This is a genomic window from Mesorhizobium sp. LNJC391B00 (assembly GCF_000502535.1).
Taxonomy (GTDB): domain Bacteria; phylum Pseudomonadota; class Alphaproteobacteria; order Rhizobiales; family Rhizobiaceae; genus Mesorhizobium.
In genome coordinates this window covers 260,820-278,850 of record NZ_AYWI01000006.1, presented here as the reverse complement: position 1 = coordinate 278,850, position 18,031 = coordinate 260,820, and the positions used below count along the sequence as shown (strand labels likewise).

23 protein-coding genes and 2 pseudogenes are annotated in these 18,031 nt (G+C 62.4%); 11 read left to right on the top strand and 14 right to left on the bottom strand.

Going from position 1 to position 18,031, the window contains the following annotated elements; genetic code table 11:
• Positions 1 to 36 precede the first annotated feature (36 nt).
• From fumC to X750_RS148355, 4 genes are all read right to left on the bottom strand, one after another.
• Positions 37 to 1,434, bottom strand: coding sequence for a class II fumarate hydratase (gene fumC / locus X750_RS148340; RefSeq protein WP_023705701.1), 1,398 nt, complete (start codon positions 1,432 to 1,434; stop codon positions 37 to 39).
• A 545-nt stretch (positions 1,435 to 1,979) separates the two neighbouring features.
• A complete protein-coding gene (locus tag X750_RS148345) occupies positions 1,980 to 2,966 on the bottom strand; it encodes a glycosyltransferase family 10 (RefSeq protein WP_023747764.1) in 987 nt (328 codons plus the stop codon).
• Positions 2,967 to 3,069: 103 nt separating this feature from the next.
• Positions 3,070 to 3,831, bottom strand: coding sequence for an SDR family oxidoreductase (locus X750_RS148350; protein WP_023747763.1), 762 nt, complete (start codon positions 3,829 to 3,831; stop codon positions 3,070 to 3,072).
• Positions 3,832 to 3,959: 128 nt separating this feature from the next.
• Positions 3,960 to 4,721, bottom strand: coding sequence for an NIPSNAP family protein (locus tag X750_RS148355; RefSeq protein ID WP_023747762.1), 762 nt, complete (start codon positions 4,719 to 4,721; stop codon positions 3,960 to 3,962).
• An 85-nt stretch (positions 4,722 to 4,806) separates the two neighbouring features.
• Here X750_RS148355 and X750_RS148360 point away from each other — a divergent pair, with 85 nt between their 5' ends.
• On the top strand, positions 4,807 to 5,493 hold the full coding sequence (locus X750_RS148360) for a TetR/AcrR family transcriptional regulator (RefSeq protein ID WP_023747761.1): 687 nt from the start codon (positions 4,807 to 4,809) through the stop codon (positions 5,491 to 5,493).
• An 18-nt stretch (positions 5,494 to 5,511) separates the two neighbouring features.
• Here X750_RS148360 and X750_RS148365 read toward each other — a convergent pair whose 3' ends face one another.
• A complete protein-coding gene (locus X750_RS148365) occupies positions 5,512 to 6,105 on the bottom strand; it encodes a hypothetical protein (RefSeq protein WP_023747760.1) in 594 nt (197 codons plus the stop codon).
• 130 nt (positions 6,106 to 6,235) lie between these two features.
• Here X750_RS148365 and X750_RS148370 point away from each other — a divergent pair, with 130 nt between their 5' ends.
• Positions 6,236 to 7,360, top strand: a complete 1,125-nt coding sequence (locus X750_RS148370) for a metallophosphoesterase (RefSeq protein ID WP_023747759.1) — start codon at positions 6,236 to 6,238, stop codon at positions 7,358 to 7,360.
• Between the two features lie 50 nt (positions 7,361 to 7,410).
• Here X750_RS148370 and X750_RS148375 read toward each other — a convergent pair whose 3' ends face one another.
• Positions 7,411 to 7,590: a CsbD family protein gene (locus X750_RS148375; RefSeq protein ID WP_023694693.1), complete on the bottom strand. Its 180-nt coding sequence runs from the start codon at positions 7,588 to 7,590 to the stop codon at positions 7,411 to 7,413.
• 172 nt (positions 7,591 to 7,762) lie between these two features.
• Between X750_RS148375 and X750_RS148380 the strand changes: the two genes are divergently transcribed.
• The 8 genes from X750_RS148380 (at position 7,763) to X750_RS148405 (ending at position 11,608) form a co-directional block, all read left to right on the top strand.
• Entirely contained in the window at positions 7,763 to 8,416 is a 654-nt protein-coding gene (locus X750_RS148380; protein WP_023747758.1) for a glutathione S-transferase family protein, read from the top strand.
• Positions 8,417 to 8,487: 71 nt separating this feature from the next.
• Entirely contained in the window at positions 8,488 to 8,775 is a 288-nt protein-coding gene (locus X750_RS0132965; protein WP_031242971.1) for a YciI family protein, read from the top strand.
• Positions 8,776 to 9,241: 466 nt separating this feature from the next.
• Entirely contained in the window at positions 9,242 to 9,451 is a 210-nt protein-coding gene (locus tag X750_RS148385) for a cold-shock protein (RefSeq protein WP_023671502.1), read from the top strand.
• Positions 9,452 to 9,744: 293 nt separating this feature from the next.
• On the top strand, positions 9,745 to 9,969 hold the full coding sequence (locus X750_RS148390; protein WP_023712741.1) for a hypothetical protein: 225 nt from the start codon (positions 9,745 to 9,747) through the stop codon (positions 9,967 to 9,969).
• Positions 9,969 to 10,376 (top strand): hypothetical protein, encoded by a 408-nt coding sequence (locus X750_RS148395; protein ID WP_023671504.1) that lies wholly within the window; start codon positions 9,969 to 9,971, stop codon positions 10,374 to 10,376. Before X750_RS148390 ends, X750_RS148395 begins: the two co-directional genes overlap by 1 nt.
• 1 nt (position 10,377) lies before the next feature.
• Positions 10,378 to 10,542: a hypothetical protein gene (locus X750_RS1000000166440; RefSeq protein WP_023747756.1), complete on the top strand. Its 165-nt coding sequence runs from the start codon at positions 10,378 to 10,380 to the stop codon at positions 10,540 to 10,542.
• A gap of 52 nt (positions 10,543 to 10,594) precedes the next feature.
• Complete coding sequence (locus tag X750_RS148400) at positions 10,595 to 10,927, top strand: YkgJ family cysteine cluster protein (RefSeq protein WP_023671506.1); 333 nt, start codon at positions 10,595 to 10,597, stop codon at positions 10,925 to 10,927.
• Between the two features lie 69 nt (positions 10,928 to 10,996).
• On the top strand, positions 10,997 to 11,608 hold the full coding sequence (locus X750_RS148405) for a LysE family translocator (RefSeq protein WP_023747755.1): 612 nt from the start codon (positions 10,997 to 10,999) through the stop codon (positions 11,606 to 11,608).
• A gap of 23 nt (positions 11,609 to 11,631) precedes the next feature.
• Here X750_RS148405 and X750_RS148410 read toward each other — a convergent pair whose 3' ends face one another.
• From X750_RS148410 to X750_RS148425, 4 genes are read right to left on the bottom strand one after another with little or no spacing between them, the layout of a single operon-like run.
• Complete coding sequence (locus tag X750_RS148410) at positions 11,632 to 12,072, bottom strand: AraC family transcriptional regulator (RefSeq protein ID WP_198020984.1); 441 nt, start codon at positions 12,070 to 12,072, stop codon at positions 11,632 to 11,634.
• A 46-nt stretch (positions 12,073 to 12,118) separates the two neighbouring features.
• The gene (locus X750_RS148415; protein WP_023705714.1) at positions 12,119 to 12,505 is read right to left on the bottom strand and encodes a nuclear transport factor 2 family protein; all 387 of its coding nucleotides are present in this window, start codon (positions 12,503 to 12,505) and stop codon (positions 12,119 to 12,121) included.
• A 17-nt stretch (positions 12,506 to 12,522) separates the two neighbouring features.
• Positions 12,523 to 12,972, bottom strand: coding sequence for an OsmC family peroxiredoxin (locus X750_RS148420; protein ID WP_023705715.1), 450 nt, complete (start codon positions 12,970 to 12,972; stop codon positions 12,523 to 12,525).
• 41 nt (positions 12,973 to 13,013) lie between these two features.
• Positions 13,014 to 14,024 carry an NAD(P)-dependent alcohol dehydrogenase gene (locus X750_RS148425; protein WP_023747753.1) on the bottom strand — a complete coding sequence of 337 codons (1,011 nt, stop codon included), beginning with the start codon at positions 14,022 to 14,024 and terminating at the stop codon, positions 13,014 to 13,016.
• A gap of 102 nt (positions 14,025 to 14,126) precedes the next feature.
• Here X750_RS148425 and X750_RS148430 point away from each other — a divergent pair, with 102 nt between their 5' ends.
• The gene (locus X750_RS148430; RefSeq protein ID WP_023747752.1) at positions 14,127 to 14,735 is read left to right on the top strand and encodes a TetR/AcrR family transcriptional regulator; all 609 of its coding nucleotides are present in this window, start codon (positions 14,127 to 14,129) and stop codon (positions 14,733 to 14,735) included.
• Positions 14,736 to 14,806: 71 nt separating this feature from the next.
• Here X750_RS148430 and X750_RS0132960 read toward each other — a convergent pair.
• The 4 genes and pseudogenes from X750_RS0132960 to X750_RS148440 form a co-directional block, all read right to left on the bottom strand.
• Positions 14,807 to 15,661: pseudogene (locus tag X750_RS0132960) on the bottom strand (TCP-1/cpn60 chaperonin family protein); the annotation flags it as partial.
• Between the two features lie 295 nt (positions 15,662 to 15,956).
• Positions 15,957 to 16,609, bottom strand: a pseudogene (locus X750_RS1000000167585) (TCP-1/cpn60 chaperonin family protein); the annotation flags it as partial.
• Positions 16,610 to 16,746: 137 nt separating this feature from the next.
• The gene (gene groES, locus X750_RS148435; RefSeq protein WP_006203049.1) at positions 16,747 to 17,043 is read right to left on the bottom strand and encodes a co-chaperone GroES; all 297 of its coding nucleotides are present in this window, start codon (positions 17,041 to 17,043) and stop codon (positions 16,747 to 16,749) included.
• Between the two features lie 185 nt (positions 17,044 to 17,228).
• Positions 17,229 to 18,026, bottom strand: coding sequence for a methyltransferase domain-containing protein (locus tag X750_RS148440; RefSeq protein WP_023689544.1), 798 nt, complete (start codon positions 18,024 to 18,026; stop codon positions 17,229 to 17,231).
• Positions 18,027 to 18,031 lie beyond the last annotated feature (5 nt).

Here is an 18,031-nt window from a genome sequence, read left to right as displayed (position 1 = left end):
TGCGCGCTTCGAGGAAGGCACTTCCCCTGGAATCGCTTAACCCGGATGCGTCATGTCCTCCGGCCGCACCAGCCGGTCGTAGTCTGCCTCGCTGACCAGCCCGGTGGCCAGTGCTTCCTCGCGCAAGGTGGTGCCCTTCTTGTGCGCGGTCTTGGCGATCTTGGCGGCATTGTCGTACCCGATCGTCGGCGCCAGCGCTGTCACCAGCATCAGCGAGCGGTCGAGCGCGGCCTTGATGTTGTCTTCGCGCGCCTCGATGCCGACGACGCAATTGTCGGTGAAGGATATCGAAGCGTCGACCAACAGCTGCACCGACTGCAGGAAATTATAGGCCATCAGCGGATTGTAGACGTTGAGCTCGAAATGGCCCTGGCTGCCGGCGAAGGTCAGCGAGGCGTTGTTGCCGAACACTTGCACGCAGACCTGCGTCAGAGCCTCGCATTGGGTCGGGTTGACCTTGCCCGGCATGATCGAGGAACCCGGCTCGTTTTCCGGCAGCGACAGTTCGCCGAGGCCCGAGCGCGGGCCGGAGCCGAGGAAGCGGATGTCGTTGGCGATCTTGAAGAGGGCGGCGGCCGCCGCGTTGATGGCGCCATGCGAGAACACCATGGAATCGTGCGCGGCGAGCGCCTCGAACTTGTTCGGCGCGGTGACGAAGGCAATGCCGGTGATTTCGGCGATGCGCGCCGCCACCTTTTCCGCAAAGCCGACCGGCGCGTTGAGGCCGGTGCCGACGGCGGTGCCGCCCTGCGCCAGTTCCTGCAGGCCGGGCAGCGTCATCTCGATGCGCTTGATCGAAGAGGCCACCTGCGCGGCGTAGCCGGAAAATTCCTGACCCAGCGTGAGGGGTGTCGCGTCCTGCGTATGGGTGCGGCCGATCTTGATGATGTGGGCGAAGGCCTTCGTCTTGACCTCGAGCGCAGCGTGGAGATGCTTCAGCGCCGGCAGCAGATCGTGCACGATGCGCTCGGCGCACGCGATGTGCATGGCTGTCGGGTAGGTGTCGTTCGACGACTGGCTCATATTGACGTGGTCGTTAGGGTGCACCGGCTTCTTCGAGCCCATGACGCCGCCCAGAAGTTCGATCGCCCGGTTGGAGATCACCTCGTTGGCGTTCATGTTGGACTGCGTGCCCGAGCCGGTCTGCCAGACGACCAGCGGGAAATGATCGTTCAGCTTGCCGTCGATCACCTCTTGCGCCGCCTCGATGATCGCCTTGCCGACTGCCGGATCGAGCCGCATCAGCTCCATATTGGCTTCCGCCGCCGCTCGCTTGACGATGCCGAGCGCACGCACGATCGAGGCCGGTTGCTTTTCCCAGCCTATCCTGAAATTGCCGAGGGAACGCTGCGCCTGCGCGCCCCAGTAACGGTCGGCGGCAACCTCGATGGGGCCGAACGTGTCGGTTTCGGTTCTGGTCGTGGCAGCGGTCACTTGTCTCTCCGACGATCGAATTCGGCAACGGCGTATCGCGTTGCACAATGGCCTTCAAGCAGAGATTGCGGTCGGCAGGCAGTAAATCGGTTGAAGCAGTAGCGCCGCCCTTCGGGACTCCTGCACCCTCCACTTTCGTGTGAAGGAAATTGCTCCTCAGTCCGGCTTGATCCCATAAAGTGGACGGAAACTTGCGGATTTAGCTCGATAAGATCATGTCGAGCTGGCGGATTGCTCTACGCAAACTTCCCCCAGGATCAGCAATGCGCAATTCACGTCTACCTACGGCGTCTCACTGGCAACAGCAGCGATGAGGTAGCTTATGCACTTGTCCTTCTGTCCAGTTTCCCGACCAAAATCCGGCATCGCATCCGGATCGAGCTTCGGATCGCGAAGCCGAGAATTTCAAGTCCACCCTGGGAGCGCCTCCACATAGCCTCGGAGATCTCCAAGATGCATGGCGGCAAGGTCGAAGCCGTCTCGACGTCGCAAGAGACGCTCTTTGTCCTCCGTATTTTGCTGAAAGCGCGCCTGATCGCGGACCGTCAGTTCGGAACCTTTTTCCTCCAGCGGCGCAGCTTTGTCCTGAGATAGGATCTGTAGCCGAACGGAAGTGTTCGCCGTCCGGAAGGCGTGCTTGTCCGCGCCTCCAGACGCTGGCGCACGACGCTCATCAGTCTGCAGAACGCGGGTGTTTCCAATGATTGCACCCGTTTGACGAGATTGTCGGGCAATGGCTTTGAGCGCCAGTCGAAATAAGCCTCGTAGTCTTGCGGCGTTGCGATCAGGTGCTGGAGATAGGCTGCAAGATCGCTGGCGCTGGCGAAGGCACTGGCGTCAATAAAGGAGTGCTCCGGAACGAACTCGTCCAAATTGGGAGCGCCAAGGTAGATCGGCACCGTGCCGGCCATGAACGCGTCATAGATTTTCTCGGTGACATAGTCGGCCTCGATCGAGTTCTCCATGGCCAGGCAGAATTTGTGCCGCGCAATGGTTTCAATCTTGGTCTTCGAGCCCAGATCGGGGCCAGAGACCGATCGGCTGTTGCGATATCGGCCATAAGAATCGATCTTGATGTGGCGCCCCAGTTCGTTCGCCAGATCGACACGGCCGCTATAATTCAGGCCGGCCGACTGGAAGAGTGCGACCGGCGCTTCTTCCGTTTTCGGTACGATTGGTCTGGCCAGCGCATCTTTCCACCACACCGCACGCGGAAGGTAGGGCACCCAGACATCGGACCGGGATTCATGCGTCATGATGATATCGAAGTGCCGCATGGTTTTGAGGTCGGCAAGTCGCTTGTAGTTTTGGCCGCATTCCATCGACCAGGCGACCCAATATTGACCAGGGTATTTGTAGGCATCGCCAACTTCGCGAAAGTTCGGAATATGGAAGACGACTGCCGCGGCCTCGGAAATCCGTCGTTTGTCCAGTGTCCACCGCCCGGGTATTTCGCACTGTATCGACGCGATATCGACGGGTTTGCTGAAGAACGTTGTGTAGAAGAGGATCAGTGGATCGATAGACGGCATGGCACCACGAATGTCTGAAGCATTGCTCAATCTGCAGACAGACGCGGTATCGGAAGTTTGGTCAAGTGCTCCGCTTGTTCGAGGCAGAGGGCCGTCCAAACGGTCACCCCGCCGTATACCCGCCATCGATCGCGAAAATGCCGCCGCTGGTCCACGCCGCCTCATCGCTGGCGAGATAGACGGCGATGCCGGCAAGATCGCTGGTCTGGCCGATGCGGCCGAGCGGGTAGCTGCGCTCGACATAGGCTTTCAGCTCGGCCTGCGCTGCCGCCGGCAGGTTTTCGATCGACTTGCGCCGCATGGCGGTCTCGACCGTGCCGGGCGCAATCGCATTGACCCTGATGCCGCGCGGACCAAGCTCGAAGGCCAGCGACTTGGTCAGCGAATTCAGCGCGCCCTTGGACAAGGAATACAGGCTCGATGGCCGCTTCGGGATCATCTTGTTGGCGAAGTAGGACGAGATGTTGATGACCGAAGCGCCGGCGCCGAAATGCGGCAGCAGGCGCTGGGTAAGGAAGAACGCCGCCGTCACATTGAGCGCGAAGGATTGCTGGAATTGGTGCTCGGTGACGGTCTCGAAAGGCACCAGATAAGCGACGCCGGCATTGTTGACGAGGATGTCGAGTGGGCCGGTTGCTTTCGCGCGATCGACCACGGCATCGATGCCGGAAGAGGTCGAGAGATCGGCCGACTGGGTGCCGACGTTGCCCTCCGCCGCAAGTGTCTCGCGGGCGGTCTCGAGCTTGCTGGTGTCGCGACCGACGATCAGCACGTCGGCGCCCTCGCGCAAGAAAGCTTCCGATATCGCCAGGCCAATGCCGTCCGAGCCGCCGGTCACCAGTGCTCGTTTGCCAGAAAGTCTCATTGAAGGCCAAGTCGCATCGAATGCTCTCGCTGTTGCCCGCGTCACGAAGGCAATGCCGATCGGCGAGGGCGGTCAAGCCGCCGGCCTATCGCTCAGTATGAACTTCGGTTGGCCGCGTGCCGATCCGGTTACCGCAGCAGCGACTGCGACGTCGGCGTCAGGCGCAAGGTTTCGGTCCGCCAGGTCACATCGGCCGCTTGCCATTGGGGCGAAGCGGCAACTGCGGCTTCGTAACTGGCATGCGCCTCGGGACTGTTGAAACCCGTCACCGCGATAAAGACGTTTTCGCTCAAGCGCACCGGCAGGCGGGGAAAGCTGTTTTCGGCGTGCTCGGTGATGAAGGCGCCAAGCAACCGTCCGCCGGCGCCGATAAGGACCGGAACGGCATCCGTTTCGAAATTGCCGGCGAAATCGGCTTCGGCGCCAGACCGCAGATGATGAATCTGGATGACAACAACACCGGTCAAGCCATCGTCTGCGCTCGGCTTTCCGTCCGCCGGCATGGCGCCTCGCTGCGCGCCTGACAGATCGAAGCCGGCGCCTGGCCATGCCGCCTTCAAGAGCAGCACATCGTCAGAATCGATCATCGTCGCATTGGCGGCGTCGCGGTGCGCCGTCCACACCGGCCCGTCATAGAAGGCGGTGAGCGCCTGCTTCCGCGCTTCCATGCCATCGAAGCCGCGCAGCCAGACGAACATGTCGGGGCGGTCGAGGTCGCGGAACTGTCCGATGATGGTCATGCCGGCGTGTTCCTGGCCTTCGATGAACCGACTGTCGAAGATGTCGATCAGCGTCTCGCGCCGGCCCGGCCTCAGCGTGTACTGCCGCAACTCGACGACAGGCGAAGCGAGCAGGCTTGCCGTCGCAGGCGCATTCAGGGGTACGGTCATTGTGTCGTCTCCAAAAAACAGGATGATCATCCGGTTTATAAAACAGACCGGTTGTCCTGTTTTGTCAATCTGCTATCGTTGGCAAATGTCAGCAGAGATTGCTCGGGCTCCGAAAGGGCCGCCGCGAAAACGCACCAACGATCCCGAAGGGCTGCGCAACAAGGTGCTCGATGTCGCCGAAGCGTCGTTCCAGGCGCGTGGCTATCATGCATCCGCTCTTGGCGAGTTGATGACGACCGCAGGCGTCAGCGGCGGCGCGCTGCATCATCATTTCCCGACGAAGAAGGCGCTAGCTCTGGCGGTGATCGAGGAGCGCGTGGCAGCGGCCCTCGATGAAACCTGGATCAACCCTGTACGGGCGGCAGGCTCGGCGCGCGAAGGCGTGCGCGCGGTGTTCGAGGCGGTGGCGACCGAGCTTGAGCAGCAAGGCTTCGTGCGCGGCTGTCCGCTCAACAATCTGGCGCATGAACTGTCGCTCGCTGACCCGGATTTCCGCGCCGCTCTGGACGATATCTTTGCCGGATGGCGTCAGGCGGTTGCCGACAAGGTGCGAGCCGACCAGCAGTCGGGGAGGGAGCAGGGCACCGACCCCGAGCGCTTTGCGGCACTCGCCATCGCCGCCTATTCCGGCGCCATGTCGATGGCCAAGGCGGCACAGGATGCCAGCGTGCTGCGCGATTGCCTGGCCGAACTTCAGGGTAGCTCAACGCCGCCATTCCCGAGCAGAGCGAAGCGGCGTCGCAGGATCCTGCTGCGGCCGGGAAAACCTTGAGGCCGGAACTGCGCTGTTCTAGTCGGAAAGCGGCTTGATCGTCTCGTAACCGTTCACCGATTTCGCGCTGGTCCCTTCGTCGTAGCGCCGGGCGAGGGACGCCTGCAGATCGGGCGCATAAAGCGCGGTAAATGTGTCCAGCGTTTCGCCGGCGCCGTTCTTAAAGGTCTCCGTGACCGCCAGCACGTTGTATTTGCAGCCGCCGACGTTGAACGTCTCCTTGCCCTTGACGACCAGGCTCAGTGTCTTGGTGCTCTTCGGCTGCTTGTTCGGCGACAGCTCGACGAATTCGATCGTGCTCTTGGCTCCCGTCTTCAGCGGAAACAGTTTTCGCAGATCGGAAAACGGGATCGTCGCCACCCGTCCGGTATCGCTGTCGCGAAACACTTCGACCAGGCCGGCAAACAGGAACTGTGTTTGCGGCGATTGCGATTCGTAGGTGTTGGCGACGGACACCATGCCGCCGGCCACCGGCCGAAACTCGCTGCGGACGCCAGGCATTTCCAGAACGAAGCCGGCCTTGGCCGATTTTGCGTCGACACAATCGGCGGCATGCACCGCAGCCGCCGGCAGCAACCCAGCCAGCACCACGCCTATCGAAAAGGCTCTCATGAAATCCTCCCCCTGCTTGTATTTGCTGCGCGCCAGCATGACCCAAGAAATGCCAGAGCCACAGTGCCGTGTCGACCTGCCATTCCTGGCAACTGGACGGTGGGGCGCCGGCTGTGCTGAATTTCAGGTCATGAATCGCAAGCTCGTCCTCTCCCGTCGCAATTTCCTCGCACAGGCAGCCGGCCTTGCCATGGCTGGTATGCTGCCGCGCGCCGCGCTTGGCCAGACCGGCAAGCGCATCCAGCCCATCGACGCCACCTTTCTGTTCATCGCCGATGTCCATGCCTGCCGCATGTCGAGCGGCCTCAGCCCCAACTGCCTGGAGGAAGGCAAGACCGATGCCGCGCTGTTGCGCAATGTCGCTGTTCTCAATGGCTTGGCCGGCCGGCAATGGCCAGTCGAGATCGATGACGTTGCAACCCGCCTGCGTTCGGCCGGCAGCCGCATCGATGCGCCGCTCGGCCTCGTTGTCGGCGGCGACATCACCGACGATGGCGGCGGCCAGATCACCGAGCCCAGCGAAGGCACGCAACTGTTGCAGTTCAGCCAGCGCTATCAACAAGGCGTCGGCCCGGACCGCGTGCACATGCCGGTCTATGTCGGCCTCGGCAACCACGATCTCGACCAGAATGGCTCGCCGCCCCATGTCGACTGGTATCGGCGTGAATTGCGCGACTATGTCGAGGTCAACCACCGCCCCGGCGTGTTCTTCAAGCCGCCGGTGCCGGCCACCGAATACGATGTCGACACCGACTGCTATTCCTGGGACTGGGGCGGCCTGCATCTCGTCCAGACCCACCGCTTTGCCGGCGACACCGGCCATGGCGCGGTGAGCAGCCTGCCGTGGCTGAAGCAGGATCTGGCGACCTACGCGGCGGATGGCCGTCCCGTCATCCTGTTCCAGCACTATGGCTGGGACACTTTCTCGGTCGAGCGCTGGGACCCGGCCAAGCGCACCTATGACGATGACGGCGCAGGCGCGCCGCATTGGTGGAGCGAGGCCGACCGCCAGGCGATGCTGGCGGCGCTGAAGGGCTACAATGTCATCGCCATCTTCCATGGCCATCAGCACGAAGTGCCTATGATCTACAAAAGCGATGGCCTCGACCTGTTCAAGCCGAAGGCTGCCTATATGGGTGGCTTCGCGCTGGTGAGGGTAACCGGGGACGGCATAGACGTGGTGCTGGGCGAGGCGGCGGGCGACCGGGGCGGGGTCAAGTTCACCAGCGCCTTCAGCAAGAGCCTCAGCCTCTGACAAGAAAAAGGCGGCCTTGAGCCGCCTTCCTCATTGCCTGCAAGATCGAATCAGAGCGCCTTTTTGATCTTGTCCTTCACGTCGCCATAGACCTTCTGCACCTTGCCGGCGGTCTTGTCGGCCGTGCCTTCGGCCTGGGTCTGCCTGTTGCCGGTCGCCTTGCCGCCGACCTCCTTGACCGAGCCCTTGACCTGCTTGGCCACGCCGGCAACCTGATCCTTGTTCACCATCTTTGCATCTCCTGGGATTTCTGGGGATTCGTTCGCAGGAGGCAAACGGGCCGGCTTGGCTTAGGTTCCCTGGGCGGCGATCATCGTCGCATCTGGTCGCTTATATGGTCGCCGAAACGCTTTGCCGCGTCGTATCGTGTGACTAGTGTGACGAAATTTTGGGGAGACCGCCTTGGCTGAATTTACGCTCATCATCGCCAACAAGTGCTTTTCGTCCTGGTCGCTGAGGCCATGGGTGGCGATGAAGCATCTGGAGATCCCGTTCGAGGAAGGTTTCGTGCGCCTGCGCACGCCCGAGACTTTTGCCGCTCTGGCGAAAGTCTCGCCCACCGGCCTTGTGCCAGTGTTGAATCACAATGGCAGGATTGTCTGGGAAACCCTTGCCATCCTTGAATATCTGGCCGACCTGTTTCCGGAGAAAAAACTTTGGCCGCAGGATATCGGCGCCCGCGCCTTGGCTCGCTCGGTGGCGACCGAGATGCATTCCGGCTTTCGCGAGGTGCGCTATGGCTGGCCGATGAATTTGCGCCGGCCGAAGGCCCACAAGCCGCTCGACGCCGAAGGCGACATGCAGCGCGCGCGCATCGAAACGATCTGGCGCCAGTGCCGGGAACAATACGGCAAGGGCGGCCCCTTCCTGTTCGGTCATTTCACCGCGGCCGATGCCATGTATGCACCTGTCGTCACCCGCTTCGACACATATGGCGGCGAACTCGCGCCCGACACGCGCGCCTATGTCGACGCCGTGTTGGCAACGCCGGCGATGCGGCACTGGTATGCGGAAGCGGCGAAGGAGACTTGGCCGGAACCCGGCCCGGACGAATAGGACCACTAATGACATCACGGTGAGTGACCGATGGCCAGCAATGATGGACCGCGTGAGACTACCGCGCCACAATCTTCCACTGCCGGCTGATCCCGCCTCGGCCGGACTTCGCCTTCACCCTGACGGAGGAGGAGAGGGAGTTGATGGGCCGGCATGCCGACTATCTGCGCGGCAAGCTTGCCGAGGGCACCATGATCCTCGCCGGGCCGGTCGCCGACCCGGCCGGCCCTTGGAGTCTGCTGATCCTGCGTGTCGGCAGCGAAGCCGAGGCAAGAGCGGTCACCGACGGCGATCCGGTGTCGAGCTCCGGCCGCAGTTTCCGCTACGAGATCCTGCCGCTGATCAGCGCGATCCTGTAGGCGAGCGTAAGTTTAAGGAAAAGTGTGAAACGGGTTTTCCCTTGGGAATTGTGTCAGACAACGGCACATACAAGAACGCCTCTCGCACCGTTTAATGTGCGGGAGGCGTCCTTTTGCCAGCATTACTGAGATTGCTCTCTGAATTGCTGACACCACGGAAATGCGCCGGCTTGCGATTGGTTCCGGGGCGTGGAATATTTTTTGGGAACGCCTTGCGCTCCGCCACCTCGTCAGTTGAGGCTTATGCCTCAGGCATCCTCAGGTTGAATTTGGGCTGTGGCCAAACCAGAAATTGACTCGGCACTAAGAGAAGTCTATAAGAAATATGTCGATATTTGTTTGACCGACTTTTGTTATCCGCGCATGATGCGCGCCTTTGACGAACTTCCCCATCAAAAATCGAGACAAAACGCTGTTGTGCAGTCGCACGATGGTGAACGAATATTTGCCAGGGAAAGGGTTCTTCATGGCCACCGGCACAGTGAAATGGTTCAACGCCACCAAAGGTTTTGGTTTTATTCAGCCTGACGACGGCTCCGCCGACGTTTTTGTCCACATCTCGGCCGTAGAGCGCGCCGGCATGCGTGACATCGTCGAGGGTCAGAAGCTCGGCTACGAGATGACCCGCGACAACAAGTCGGGCAAGATGTCCGCCGACCAGTTGAAGGCGGCCTGATAAGGAATTCGGCCTTCCGGTGACCACGGATGTACTGGCACCGATGAAAGGCTGAAAGGAGCGCCTTGCGCATCCAACTGGATGCGCGGCGCTTTCATGGAAGGTCAGGCGGTGCCTGGCCTTTTTCATTTTATGCGTCATGCCGCTAAAAGTGCGCCGCACGCCGGCCGGAACGTGCTAAGGGACGATCCAGCAATCTGAACCCTCCATATTGCCCCGATGCCGTATCGCATTGGTCGTGACCGAAGCCCGGTCTCGCTCTATCGGCACCAGGCTCCCGACAGGAGAAAGTTTTGACCACTCAATCGAAGACCGCCGAACAGGCCGGCTCGCTGTTCAGCAAGACGCAAACCCAGTCGATGTCACTCAACCGCATCCTGTCCGAGCGTGATGCCGTCAGCGAGGCTCGCGAAGCCAAGACCGCGCGCTTGCGCGAACTGCGCAAGGAAAAGGAAGCCGACGACATGGCAGCGGCCGCAGCCCTTGCGGCGCTGCCGAAGCGGGCAGGCAAACGCTGATGGCCACCAAGCGCGTGCCGCCGACGCCGATCGATGCCGATGCGACCATCGCGTCCATGGTCCCGGGCCTGGACAAGCCGGTCGAATATGTCCGCCGTGTGCTGGAAAAGCTCGAGCGCTGCAAGCGCGCGCATGGCGATGCCCAGGTGCGCGTCGGCGTGCGCGGCCGTGCCGAAGCTCCGAACTATCTGGTCGAATATGTCCGCGAGGACAAAAAGACCCAGGAGCGCGTGACCTACCAGGATGCCGCCTATAGCGGCAGCACGCATCGCGAACTGGCGGCGCACCACATTGCCGAGGCGAGGAACTGGTCGCCCGAGGAAATGAACATCACAGCGGTCTCGGCGCTGATCGGCCGCTTGCGCAATCCGCGCGCACCATCATCGCGCTTTTCCGACGAGGACTGACATGGCCATAAAGTTTTCCACCAAGGACCAGCCGGCAGCGTCGGCTGCTGCCACTGCAAAGCAGGCCAAGCCCGCTGCCGCGCCGAAGGCCACCGAACCGTCGGCGACCGATCTGTTCGAGGCGCCAGCCGCCACGCCCAAGGGCAAGGCAGGCAAGAAGAAATAGCGCCTTGCCGCACCAAGCCGATCGCAATCTCGCAGCACCTGGGCTGGTCGCGTTGGCCGCCAGGGATATCCGGTCGTCAAAACAGGACGACCAGCCGGTTTTCGATTGCCAGAGCTGCGGCGCCTGCTGCTCCTACTCGGCCGAATGGCCGCGCTTCTCGACCGAGGACGATGCGCAACTTGACCGGATTCCGGAAAAGTTCGTGTCCGCCGACCTGTCCGGGATGCGCTGCGAAGGCGTGCGCTGTTCGGCGCTTACGGGCGAGATCGGCAAGCACACGGCCTGCGGCATCTACGAGATCCGCCCGGACGTCTGCCACGCCTGCATGCCTGGCGGCGACGATTGCCTGATGGCGCGCAAGGCGCACGGGATGCCAACGATCTAGCCGACGCCCACCTTGCCTCATCCCACATCCCCCGATAGCTTCCAGTACGGGCAGGGCGTTGGAGGAACCATGAGCATCGAATTCCTGTTGACGTCGCTGATCGTCGTGGCTTCGCCCGGCACCGGCGTTCTCTACACGCTGAGCGCCGGGCTTTCGCGAGGCGCGCGCGCCTCGATCACTGCTGCATTCGGCTGCACGCTTGGCATCATCCCGCATATGGCCGCCGCCATCACCGGCCTGGCGGCGCTGCTGCACACAAGTGCTGTCGCCTTCGAGACGCTGAAATATCTCGGCGTCGCCTATCTCCTCTACATGGCCTGGAACACGCTGAACGAGAAGGGCGGCCTGAGCGTCGATGAAAACGCGGCACCCCGCTCGGCAGCCAAGGTCATCACCTCCGGTATCCTGATCAACATCCTGAACCCGAAGCTGTCGATCTTCTTCTTTGCCTTCCTGCCGCAATTCGTCAGCACGACCGAACCGAACGCATTTGCCAAGATGCTCGAACTCTCGAGCGTCTTCATGCTACTGACCTTCGTCGTCTTCGTCGCTTACGGCATCTTTGCGGCCTCGATCCGCAGCCATGTCGTGTCGCGGCCGATAGTGCTGACCTGGATGCGCCGCACCTTCGCCGGCGCCTTTGTCATGCTTGGCGCCAAGCTGGCGCTGGCTGATCGATAGAACAGGAGCTGCCAGGCCTCGGCCTACTCTTCGTCGGTTCCGGATCCGGTCCGGATGCCTAAACGCCAGGCCGAGGGCGGAAGGCCGATCATCTTCTTGAAGGCGCGGCTGAACGCTGCCTCGGATTCGTAGCCGATTTCAGCGGCGATGCTGGCCATGTTGCTGGAGCCGGCGCTGAGCAGCTCCGAGGCGATCTGCATGCGCCATTTGGCGAGATAATGCATTGGCGGCATGCCGACCAGCCTGGTGAAGCGTTCGGCGAGCACGCTGCGCGACAGCGCGGAGTCCTTCGCCAGCGCCTCCACCGTCCAGTTATGCGCCGGCCGGTCGTGGATCAGCGCCAGTGCCCTCGCCAGGTTTGGATCGCGCAGGCCAGCCAGCCATCCCGTGGTTTGTGGCGGCAGCGATTCCAAGTAACGGCGCAACACGTCGACAAACATCAGTTCGCTCAGTTTGGTGAGCACCGTTTCACTGCCTGCGCGCTTTTGCGCCACCTCCGTGACAACGCTTCTATCCCTTGACGTAACCCATCGCCTCGACGATCAGCCCATCCGCGACGCGCATCAGATTGACGCCGCGGATGGAGTTGCCGCCGGCCATGAAGTAGCGCCAGCGGATCGTCGCCCGTTCGCCGGCGACGAAGGTTTCCTCGAGGTCGAAGCGCGTGCCGGGCTGGGTGGCGATCGCCGACCATAGGTCAATGCATGCCTCTTTGCCGGCATGGCGGGCGCCGTCCGGCGCCGGCACGGTGTTTTCGATAACGCAATCCTGCGCCACCAACTCGGCAAGCGCGGACGGATCGTGCAACTGGAACACATCGTTGAAGCGACGCATGATCTCGGCCGTCTGGCTAGAGTGGTCGCCCGGATGAATGCTCGTGATGCTGTCCTGGCTCATCTCATACCTCCTGGTTTTCATTGTTCCGTGGCAGTGGTGGCGGCCAGCTCGGCCTTGAGGGTGATGGTTGTAACGCCGGCCAAAGCGCGGGAGACAAGGCAGGTCGTCTTCGCCGTCTCCGCCATACGCTGGAATTCGGCAGGCTGAAGGCCGGGAATCTCTGCTTCCGTTTCGAGCTCGATGCGGGTGATCGTCGGCCCGGCGGCGGTCGCGCCGAGATGCACCTTGGCGACGGTGCGGATGGTGCGGGCGACGTGGCCTTCCTGGCCGAGGATGAAGGTCAGCGCCATCGAGAAGCAGCCGGCATGTGCTGCCCCGATCAGCTCTTCGGGATTGGTGCCCGGACCGTTCTCGAACCGCGACGGAAAGGAATAGGCGCCTTCGAAGACGCCGCTGCCAAGCCGCAGACGGCCGCCGCCTTCCTTCAGTGTGCCTTGCCATTCTGCGGAAGCTTCACGGATGGTCATGGTCGTTCTCCTGATTCGGGGTTGAAAAGCGGGCAATTGGGTCAGGCGCAGTCGATGACAACCTTCCCGAACACGTCGCCCTGCTGGAAGTGGCGGTACGCTTCGGGGGCTTCGGCAAAGGGGAAGACCCTGTCGATAACGGGCTTGAGGCGATGCTGCGACACGGCGCGCAGCATGGCTTCGAGATTGCTGCGGCTGCCGACGAACAGGCGGCTGATGGTGACGAGGCTGCGCTGATAAAGCGCTGCCGGCATCTCGATCGATCTGCCACTAGCGTCCTGCAGCGTCAGCAGCACGATGTGTCCATAAAGCGTGCTGGCAATCAGCGACTGCGCGAAGGTGGCCGGGCCGCCGGTTTCGACGACGAGGTCGATGCCGCCTGTCTGCTCGCGCGCCCAGCCGCCCCATTCCGGTATGTCGGTGCTGGAGACAACGAGGTCGGCGCCCAGCGCCCGCAGCCTGTCGGCCTTCTCCGCGCGCGATGTGATGGCGACAACCCGGCAGCCGAGCAACTTGGCGAACTGCAGAGCAAACAGCGAAACGCCACCCGAACCGATGGTGAGAACCCATTGACCAGGCTTCGGAATCCGGGTCCCGGTCACCGCGTTCCAGGCCGTCACGCCGGCGCAGGTCAGCGTCGCCGCTTCGTGCCAGCTCAGATGATCGGGCAGTCGAGCCGCCCATTGTTCGTCGAGCACGGCAAACTCAGTCAGCATGCCGTCCAGCGTACAGCCGAGCTGGTCGATCAGACCGGCATTGATGCGGCCATCGATCCAGCGGGCGAAGTAGCTGCCGGTGACGCGGTCGCCGACGGCAAAACGGGTAGCGGCATCGCCGATTGCGACGACGTCACCGGCGCCGTCGCTCAGCGGCACGATGCCTTGCCGCGGCGGCAACGGATAGGTGCCGCCAAGGATCATCGTGTCGCGCCGATTGAGCGAGGCGGCGCGGACTCGCACCACGATCTCATGCGGTTTCGGTTCCGTCCGCGCCTCGTCGCGCATCGCCAGGGATTCGGTTCCACCAAACCCTTCAAGACGGTAGCTGCGCATGTCACTCTCCTTGTAATATATAGACTGATTTACATATTATATAGACCGATTGTCATATTCTTGGCAAGGCCCTATAATGCGTCACTGCTGACAGAGGTTGACATGGCCAACGACACCCGCACCCGCATACTTGAGACCACAGGCCTGTTGCTCAGGCAGCGCGGCTATCGCGGCACCTCGCTCAACGACATTCTGGGCGCCAGCGGGGCGCCGCGCGGCTCGCTCTATTTTCATTTCCCAGGCGGCAAGGACCAACTGGTCATCGAGGTGACGCGCAACAGCGTTGCCGACGTCACGAAAAGGCTGGGCGAAGCACTGGCACCCGAGAGCGATCCTGCAGTGGCCGTCCATCACATATACCAGTCGGTCGGGCGCATGCTGGAGGACAATGATTTTTCGCTGGGTTGCCCCATCGCGCCGGTGGTGCTGGATTCACCCACCGATGTGCCGGAACTGGCGGAACTCTGCCGATCGGCTTTCGAGCAATGGATCGGCTTGCTGCGACAGGCCTTTGTCAGGGCAGGAGTGCCCGAACGCCGGGCGCATGCCCTGGCACTGCTGGTCGAATCCTCGCTGGAAGGGCTGATGGTGATTGCGAGGGCCACCCGCGATCGTGGCCCGGTGCTGGTGGTGGCCGACGAGGTGGCGGCGCTTGTCGAGCAGGCGGTGCTTGCAGGCAAGGTTGCGCGGCAGGCGGACAGCGCCGCCTAACCATCCGCTTTCCAAAACAAAAAGGGCGCCTCTCGGCGCCCTTTCCGTATGCATAAGCCAGATAGCTTGGATTAGAAATCCATACCGCCCATGCCGCCCATGCCGCCGCCGCCCATGCCGCCAGGCATGCCGCCGCCAGCAGACTCCTTCTTGGGAGCCTCCGCGATCATGGCTTCGGTGGTGACGAGCAGGCCGGCGACCGAAGCCGCGTCCTGGAGAGCGGTACGAACGACCTTGACCGGGTCGACGATGCCCATGGCGATCATGTCGCCATACTCGCCGGTCTGGGCGTTGTAGCCGTAGGTCGCGCCCTTGTTGTCGAGGATCTTGCCGGCAACGATCGAAGCTTCAGCACCTGCGTTCGAAGCGATCTGACGGGCCGGAGCCTGCAGTGCACGACGAACGATGTTGATGCCGGCAGCCTGGTCGGCATTGACGCCGGTCACCTTGATGTTGGCCGAAGCGCGCAGCAGTGCGACGCCGCCGCCTGCAACGATGCCTTCTTCCACGGCCGCGCGGGTCGCGTTGAGGGCGTCNGCGAGCTTCGCCAGACGTTCCTGCAGCTTCTCCTTGTCGTAGTCCGACGTGGTCTCTTCGATCTGCTGCTTGATCTGGGCAACGCGGCCCTGGATCTCGTCCTTCTTGCCGGCGCCGTCGACAATGGTGGTGTTCTCCTTGGAGATCGACACCTTCTTGGCGCGGCCGAGCATGTTGAGGCCGACATTCTCGAGCTTGATGCCGAGGTCTTCCGAAATGACCTGGCCACCGGTCAGGATGGCGATGTCTTCCAGCATGGCCTTGCGGCGATCACCGAAGCCCGGCGCCTTGACGGCGGCGATCTTCAGGCCGCCACGCAGCTTGTTGACGACCAGCGTGGCCAGAGCCTCGCCTTCGACGTCTTCCGAGATGATGAGCAGCGGCTTGGAGNGCGAGCTTCGCCAGACGTTCCTGCAGCTTCTCCTTGTCGTAGTCCGACGTGGTCTCTTCGATCTGCTGCTTGATCTGGGCAACGCGGCCCTGGATCTCGGCCTTCTTGCCGGCGCCGTCGACGATGGTGGTGTTCTCCTTGGAGATCGACACCTTCTTGGCGCGGCCGAGCATGTTGAGGCCGACGTTCTCGAGCTTGATGCCGAGGTCTTCCGAGATGACCTGGCCACCGGTCAGGATGGCGATGTCTTCCAGCATGGCCTTGCGGCGATCACCGAAGCCCGGCGCCTTGACGGCGGCGATCTTCAGGCCACCGCGCAGCTTGTTGACGACCAGCGTGGCCAGAGCCTCGCCTTCGACGTCTTCCGAGATGATGAGCAGCGGCTTGGAGNGGTCTCGGCGGTCTTGGCTTCTTCAACCGTGATGACGCCTTCATTGCCGACCTTCTGCATCGCTTCGGCGATCATGGCGCCGACCGACTCGTCGCCATTGGCCGAGATCGTGCCGACCTGGGCAACTTCCTCGGAGGTCTTGATCTTCTTGGCAGCCTTGCCGAGAGCCGCGACGACTTCGGTCACGGCCAGGTCGATGCCGCGCTTCAGGTCCATCGGGTTCATGCCGGCGGCAACGGCCTTGTGGCCTTCCTGGACGATCGACTGCGCCAGGACGGTCGCGGTCGTGGTGCCGTCGCCGGCGATGTCGTTGGTCTTCGAAGCAACTTCGCGGACCATCTGCGCGCCCATGTTTTCGAACTTGTCTTCAAGCTCGATTTCCTTGGCGACGGTGACGCCGTCCTTGGTGATGCGCGGTGCGCCGAACGACTTGTCGATGACGACGTTGCGGCCCTTGGGGCCGAGCGTGACCTTCACCGCGTCGGCGAGGATGTTGACGCCGCGCAGCATGCGCTCGCGGGCGTCGCGGGAGAATTTTACGTCTTTAGCAGCCATTTTTTAGCTCCTGGCAGGGGGCTTGCGATCAAGCCCGAAATTAGTTGACGGTGAGGCCGATAATCAGCCGATGATGCCCATAATGTCGGATTCCTTCATGATCAGAAGGTCTTCGNAGTTGACGGTGAGGCCGATAATCAGCCGATGATGCCCATAATGTCGGATTCCTTCATGATCAGAAGGTCTTCGCCATTGAGCTTGACTTCGGTGCCCGACCACTTGCCGAACAGGATGCGGTCGCCGGCTTTGACGTCCAGCGGGACCAGCTTGCCGGCTTCGTCGCGAGCGCCGGAGCCGACGGCGATGATCTCGCCTTCCTGCGGCTTTTCCTTTGCCGTATCCGGGATGATGATCCCGCCGGCGGTCTTGGATTCGGATTCGACCCGGCGTACGACCACGCGGTCATGAAGCGGGCGGAACTTCGACTTTGCCATTTTTTCTTCCTCGAATGAGAACGGTGAGAGCTGTTCCTCGATCCGGCGGTGCCGGATGTGCGTTAGCACTCACCTGGGGAGAGTGCTAACGTCGCGCTGAAATAAGCGCGTGGCTTTCGAGAGTCAAGGCGAACGGTGAGCACAATTGTGCCAATTGGAGCCGTGCCGCGATCCGACGGCAGACCCTACCGGCGCCGCGGCGATTTAAGCACCAGAAGCGGACAGCGTTCAGCCAGCCCATAGGTCCCTGTCGGCGCGAGGCGGACACTGTCAAAAAACCGGCTCGCCTCTTCGACCAGCGTCGCCGCCGGGGCGAAACTGTAGACAGTCTGCGAATTCGCATAGACATCGATGGTGCCGATGACCGGCATCTCCCATCCGGTCGTCGCGGCAAGGGCCTCCCGGTCGGCAAACAGCGCATCGAAGGCGTCGAGGATCGCCCGCACCGGAATGGCGCGGTCGGGATCGCCGCCGGCACAAGCCATGGCAATGCGCCATTTGAGTTCGTGGAAGGTCGCGACACCACCGGACAGCGTCAGCGCCCGGACCTCCTGCAGATCGTCCGGCACCTGAGGGCTTGCATAGGCGCGCAATGCAGCCCGCCCATCGGACTTCAGCACACGCGCGATCTCGGCAAGCAGCGCCTGCCGTGCAACCGAGGAGTCCAGCGCCGACAGGCAGCCGTCGCCGATCACCGCCCCGGCGCTTTCGTCGCCCAGCGGCAACTCCAGCCAGTTGCCGATCACCGCCTTGCGTGAGGCGGTATCGCCCGGCCAGATGCCCGATATCATGGCAGTGGACTCGTCGATCGCGAGCATGGTCCTTCCGAGGCCGGCAAGCTCCGGCGTGACCCCGAGCAGCACCACATCGACCGATTGCAGGCTAAGTTCGCGCTCATAGGCGGCGACAGCTTCCGGGGGCGGACACAGCGGCGACCCGAGAAGCCGCCAGTGACGGCGAATTGCGTCCCAATGCTCAGTCATGCGGA

Excerpts from the sequence above, each read along its gene's own strand:
- X750_RS148350 (WP_023747763.1), bottom strand. The coding sequence starts at position 3,831 with ATGAGACTTTCTGGCAAACGAGCACTGGTGACCGGCGGCTCGGACGGC.
- X750_RS148440 (WP_023689544.1), bottom strand. The coding sequence starts at position 18,026 with ATGACTGAGCATTGGGACGCAATTCGCCGTCACTGGCGGCTTCTCGGG.
- X750_RS148365 (WP_023747760.1), bottom strand. The coding sequence starts at position 6,105 with ATGAGAGCCTTTTCGATAGGCGTGGTGCTGGCTGGGTTGCTGCCGGCG.
- X750_RS148345 (WP_023747764.1), bottom strand. The coding sequence starts at position 2,966 with ATGCCGTCTATCGATCCACTGATCCTCTTCTACACAACGTTCTTCAGC.
- X750_RS148415 (WP_023705714.1), bottom strand. The coding sequence starts at position 12,505 with ATGAGCCAGGACAGCATCACGAGCATTCATCCGGGCGACCACTCTAGC.
- X750_RS1000000166440 (WP_023747756.1), top strand. The coding sequence starts at position 10,378 with ATGGCCATAAAGTTTTCCACCAAGGACCAGCCGGCAGCGTCGGCTGCT.
- X750_RS148370 (WP_023747759.1), top strand. The coding sequence starts at position 6,236 with ATGAATCGCAAGCTCGTCCTCTCCCGTCGCAATTTCCTCGCACAGGCA.
- X750_RS148430 (WP_023747752.1), top strand. The coding sequence starts at position 14,127 with ATGGCCAACGACACCCGCACCCGCATACTTGAGACCACAGGCCTGTTG.
- X750_RS148425 (WP_023747753.1), bottom strand. The coding sequence starts at position 14,024 with ATGCGCAGCTACCGTCTTGAAGGGTTTGGTGGAACCGAATCCCTGGCG.
- X750_RS148385 (WP_023671502.1), top strand. The coding sequence starts at position 9,242 with ATGGCCACCGGCACAGTGAAATGGTTCAACGCCACCAAAGGTTTTGGT.
- X750_RS148360 (WP_023747761.1), top strand. The coding sequence starts at position 4,807 with ATGTCAGCAGAGATTGCTCGGGCTCCGAAAGGGCCGCCGCGAAAACGC.
- X750_RS148355 (WP_023747762.1), bottom strand. The coding sequence starts at position 4,721 with ATGACCGTACCCCTGAATGCGCCTGCGACGGCAAGCCTGCTCGCTTCG.
- X750_RS148375 (WP_023694693.1), bottom strand. The coding sequence starts at position 7,590 with ATGGTGAACAAGGATCAGGTTGCCGGCGTGGCCAAGCAGGTCAAGGGC.
- X750_RS148420 (WP_023705715.1), bottom strand. The coding sequence starts at position 12,972 with ATGACCATCCGTGAAGCTTCCGCAGAATGGCAAGGCACACTGAAGGAA.
- X750_RS148405 (WP_023747755.1), top strand. The coding sequence starts at position 10,997 with ATGAGCATCGAATTCCTGTTGACGTCGCTGATCGTCGTGGCTTCGCCC.
- X750_RS148395 (WP_023671504.1), top strand. The coding sequence starts at position 9,969 with ATGGCCACCAAGCGCGTGCCGCCGACGCCGATCGATGCCGATGCGACC.
- groES (WP_006203049.1), bottom strand. The coding sequence starts at position 17,043 with ATGGCAAAGTCGAAGTTCCGCCCGCTTCATGACCGCGTGGTCGTACGC.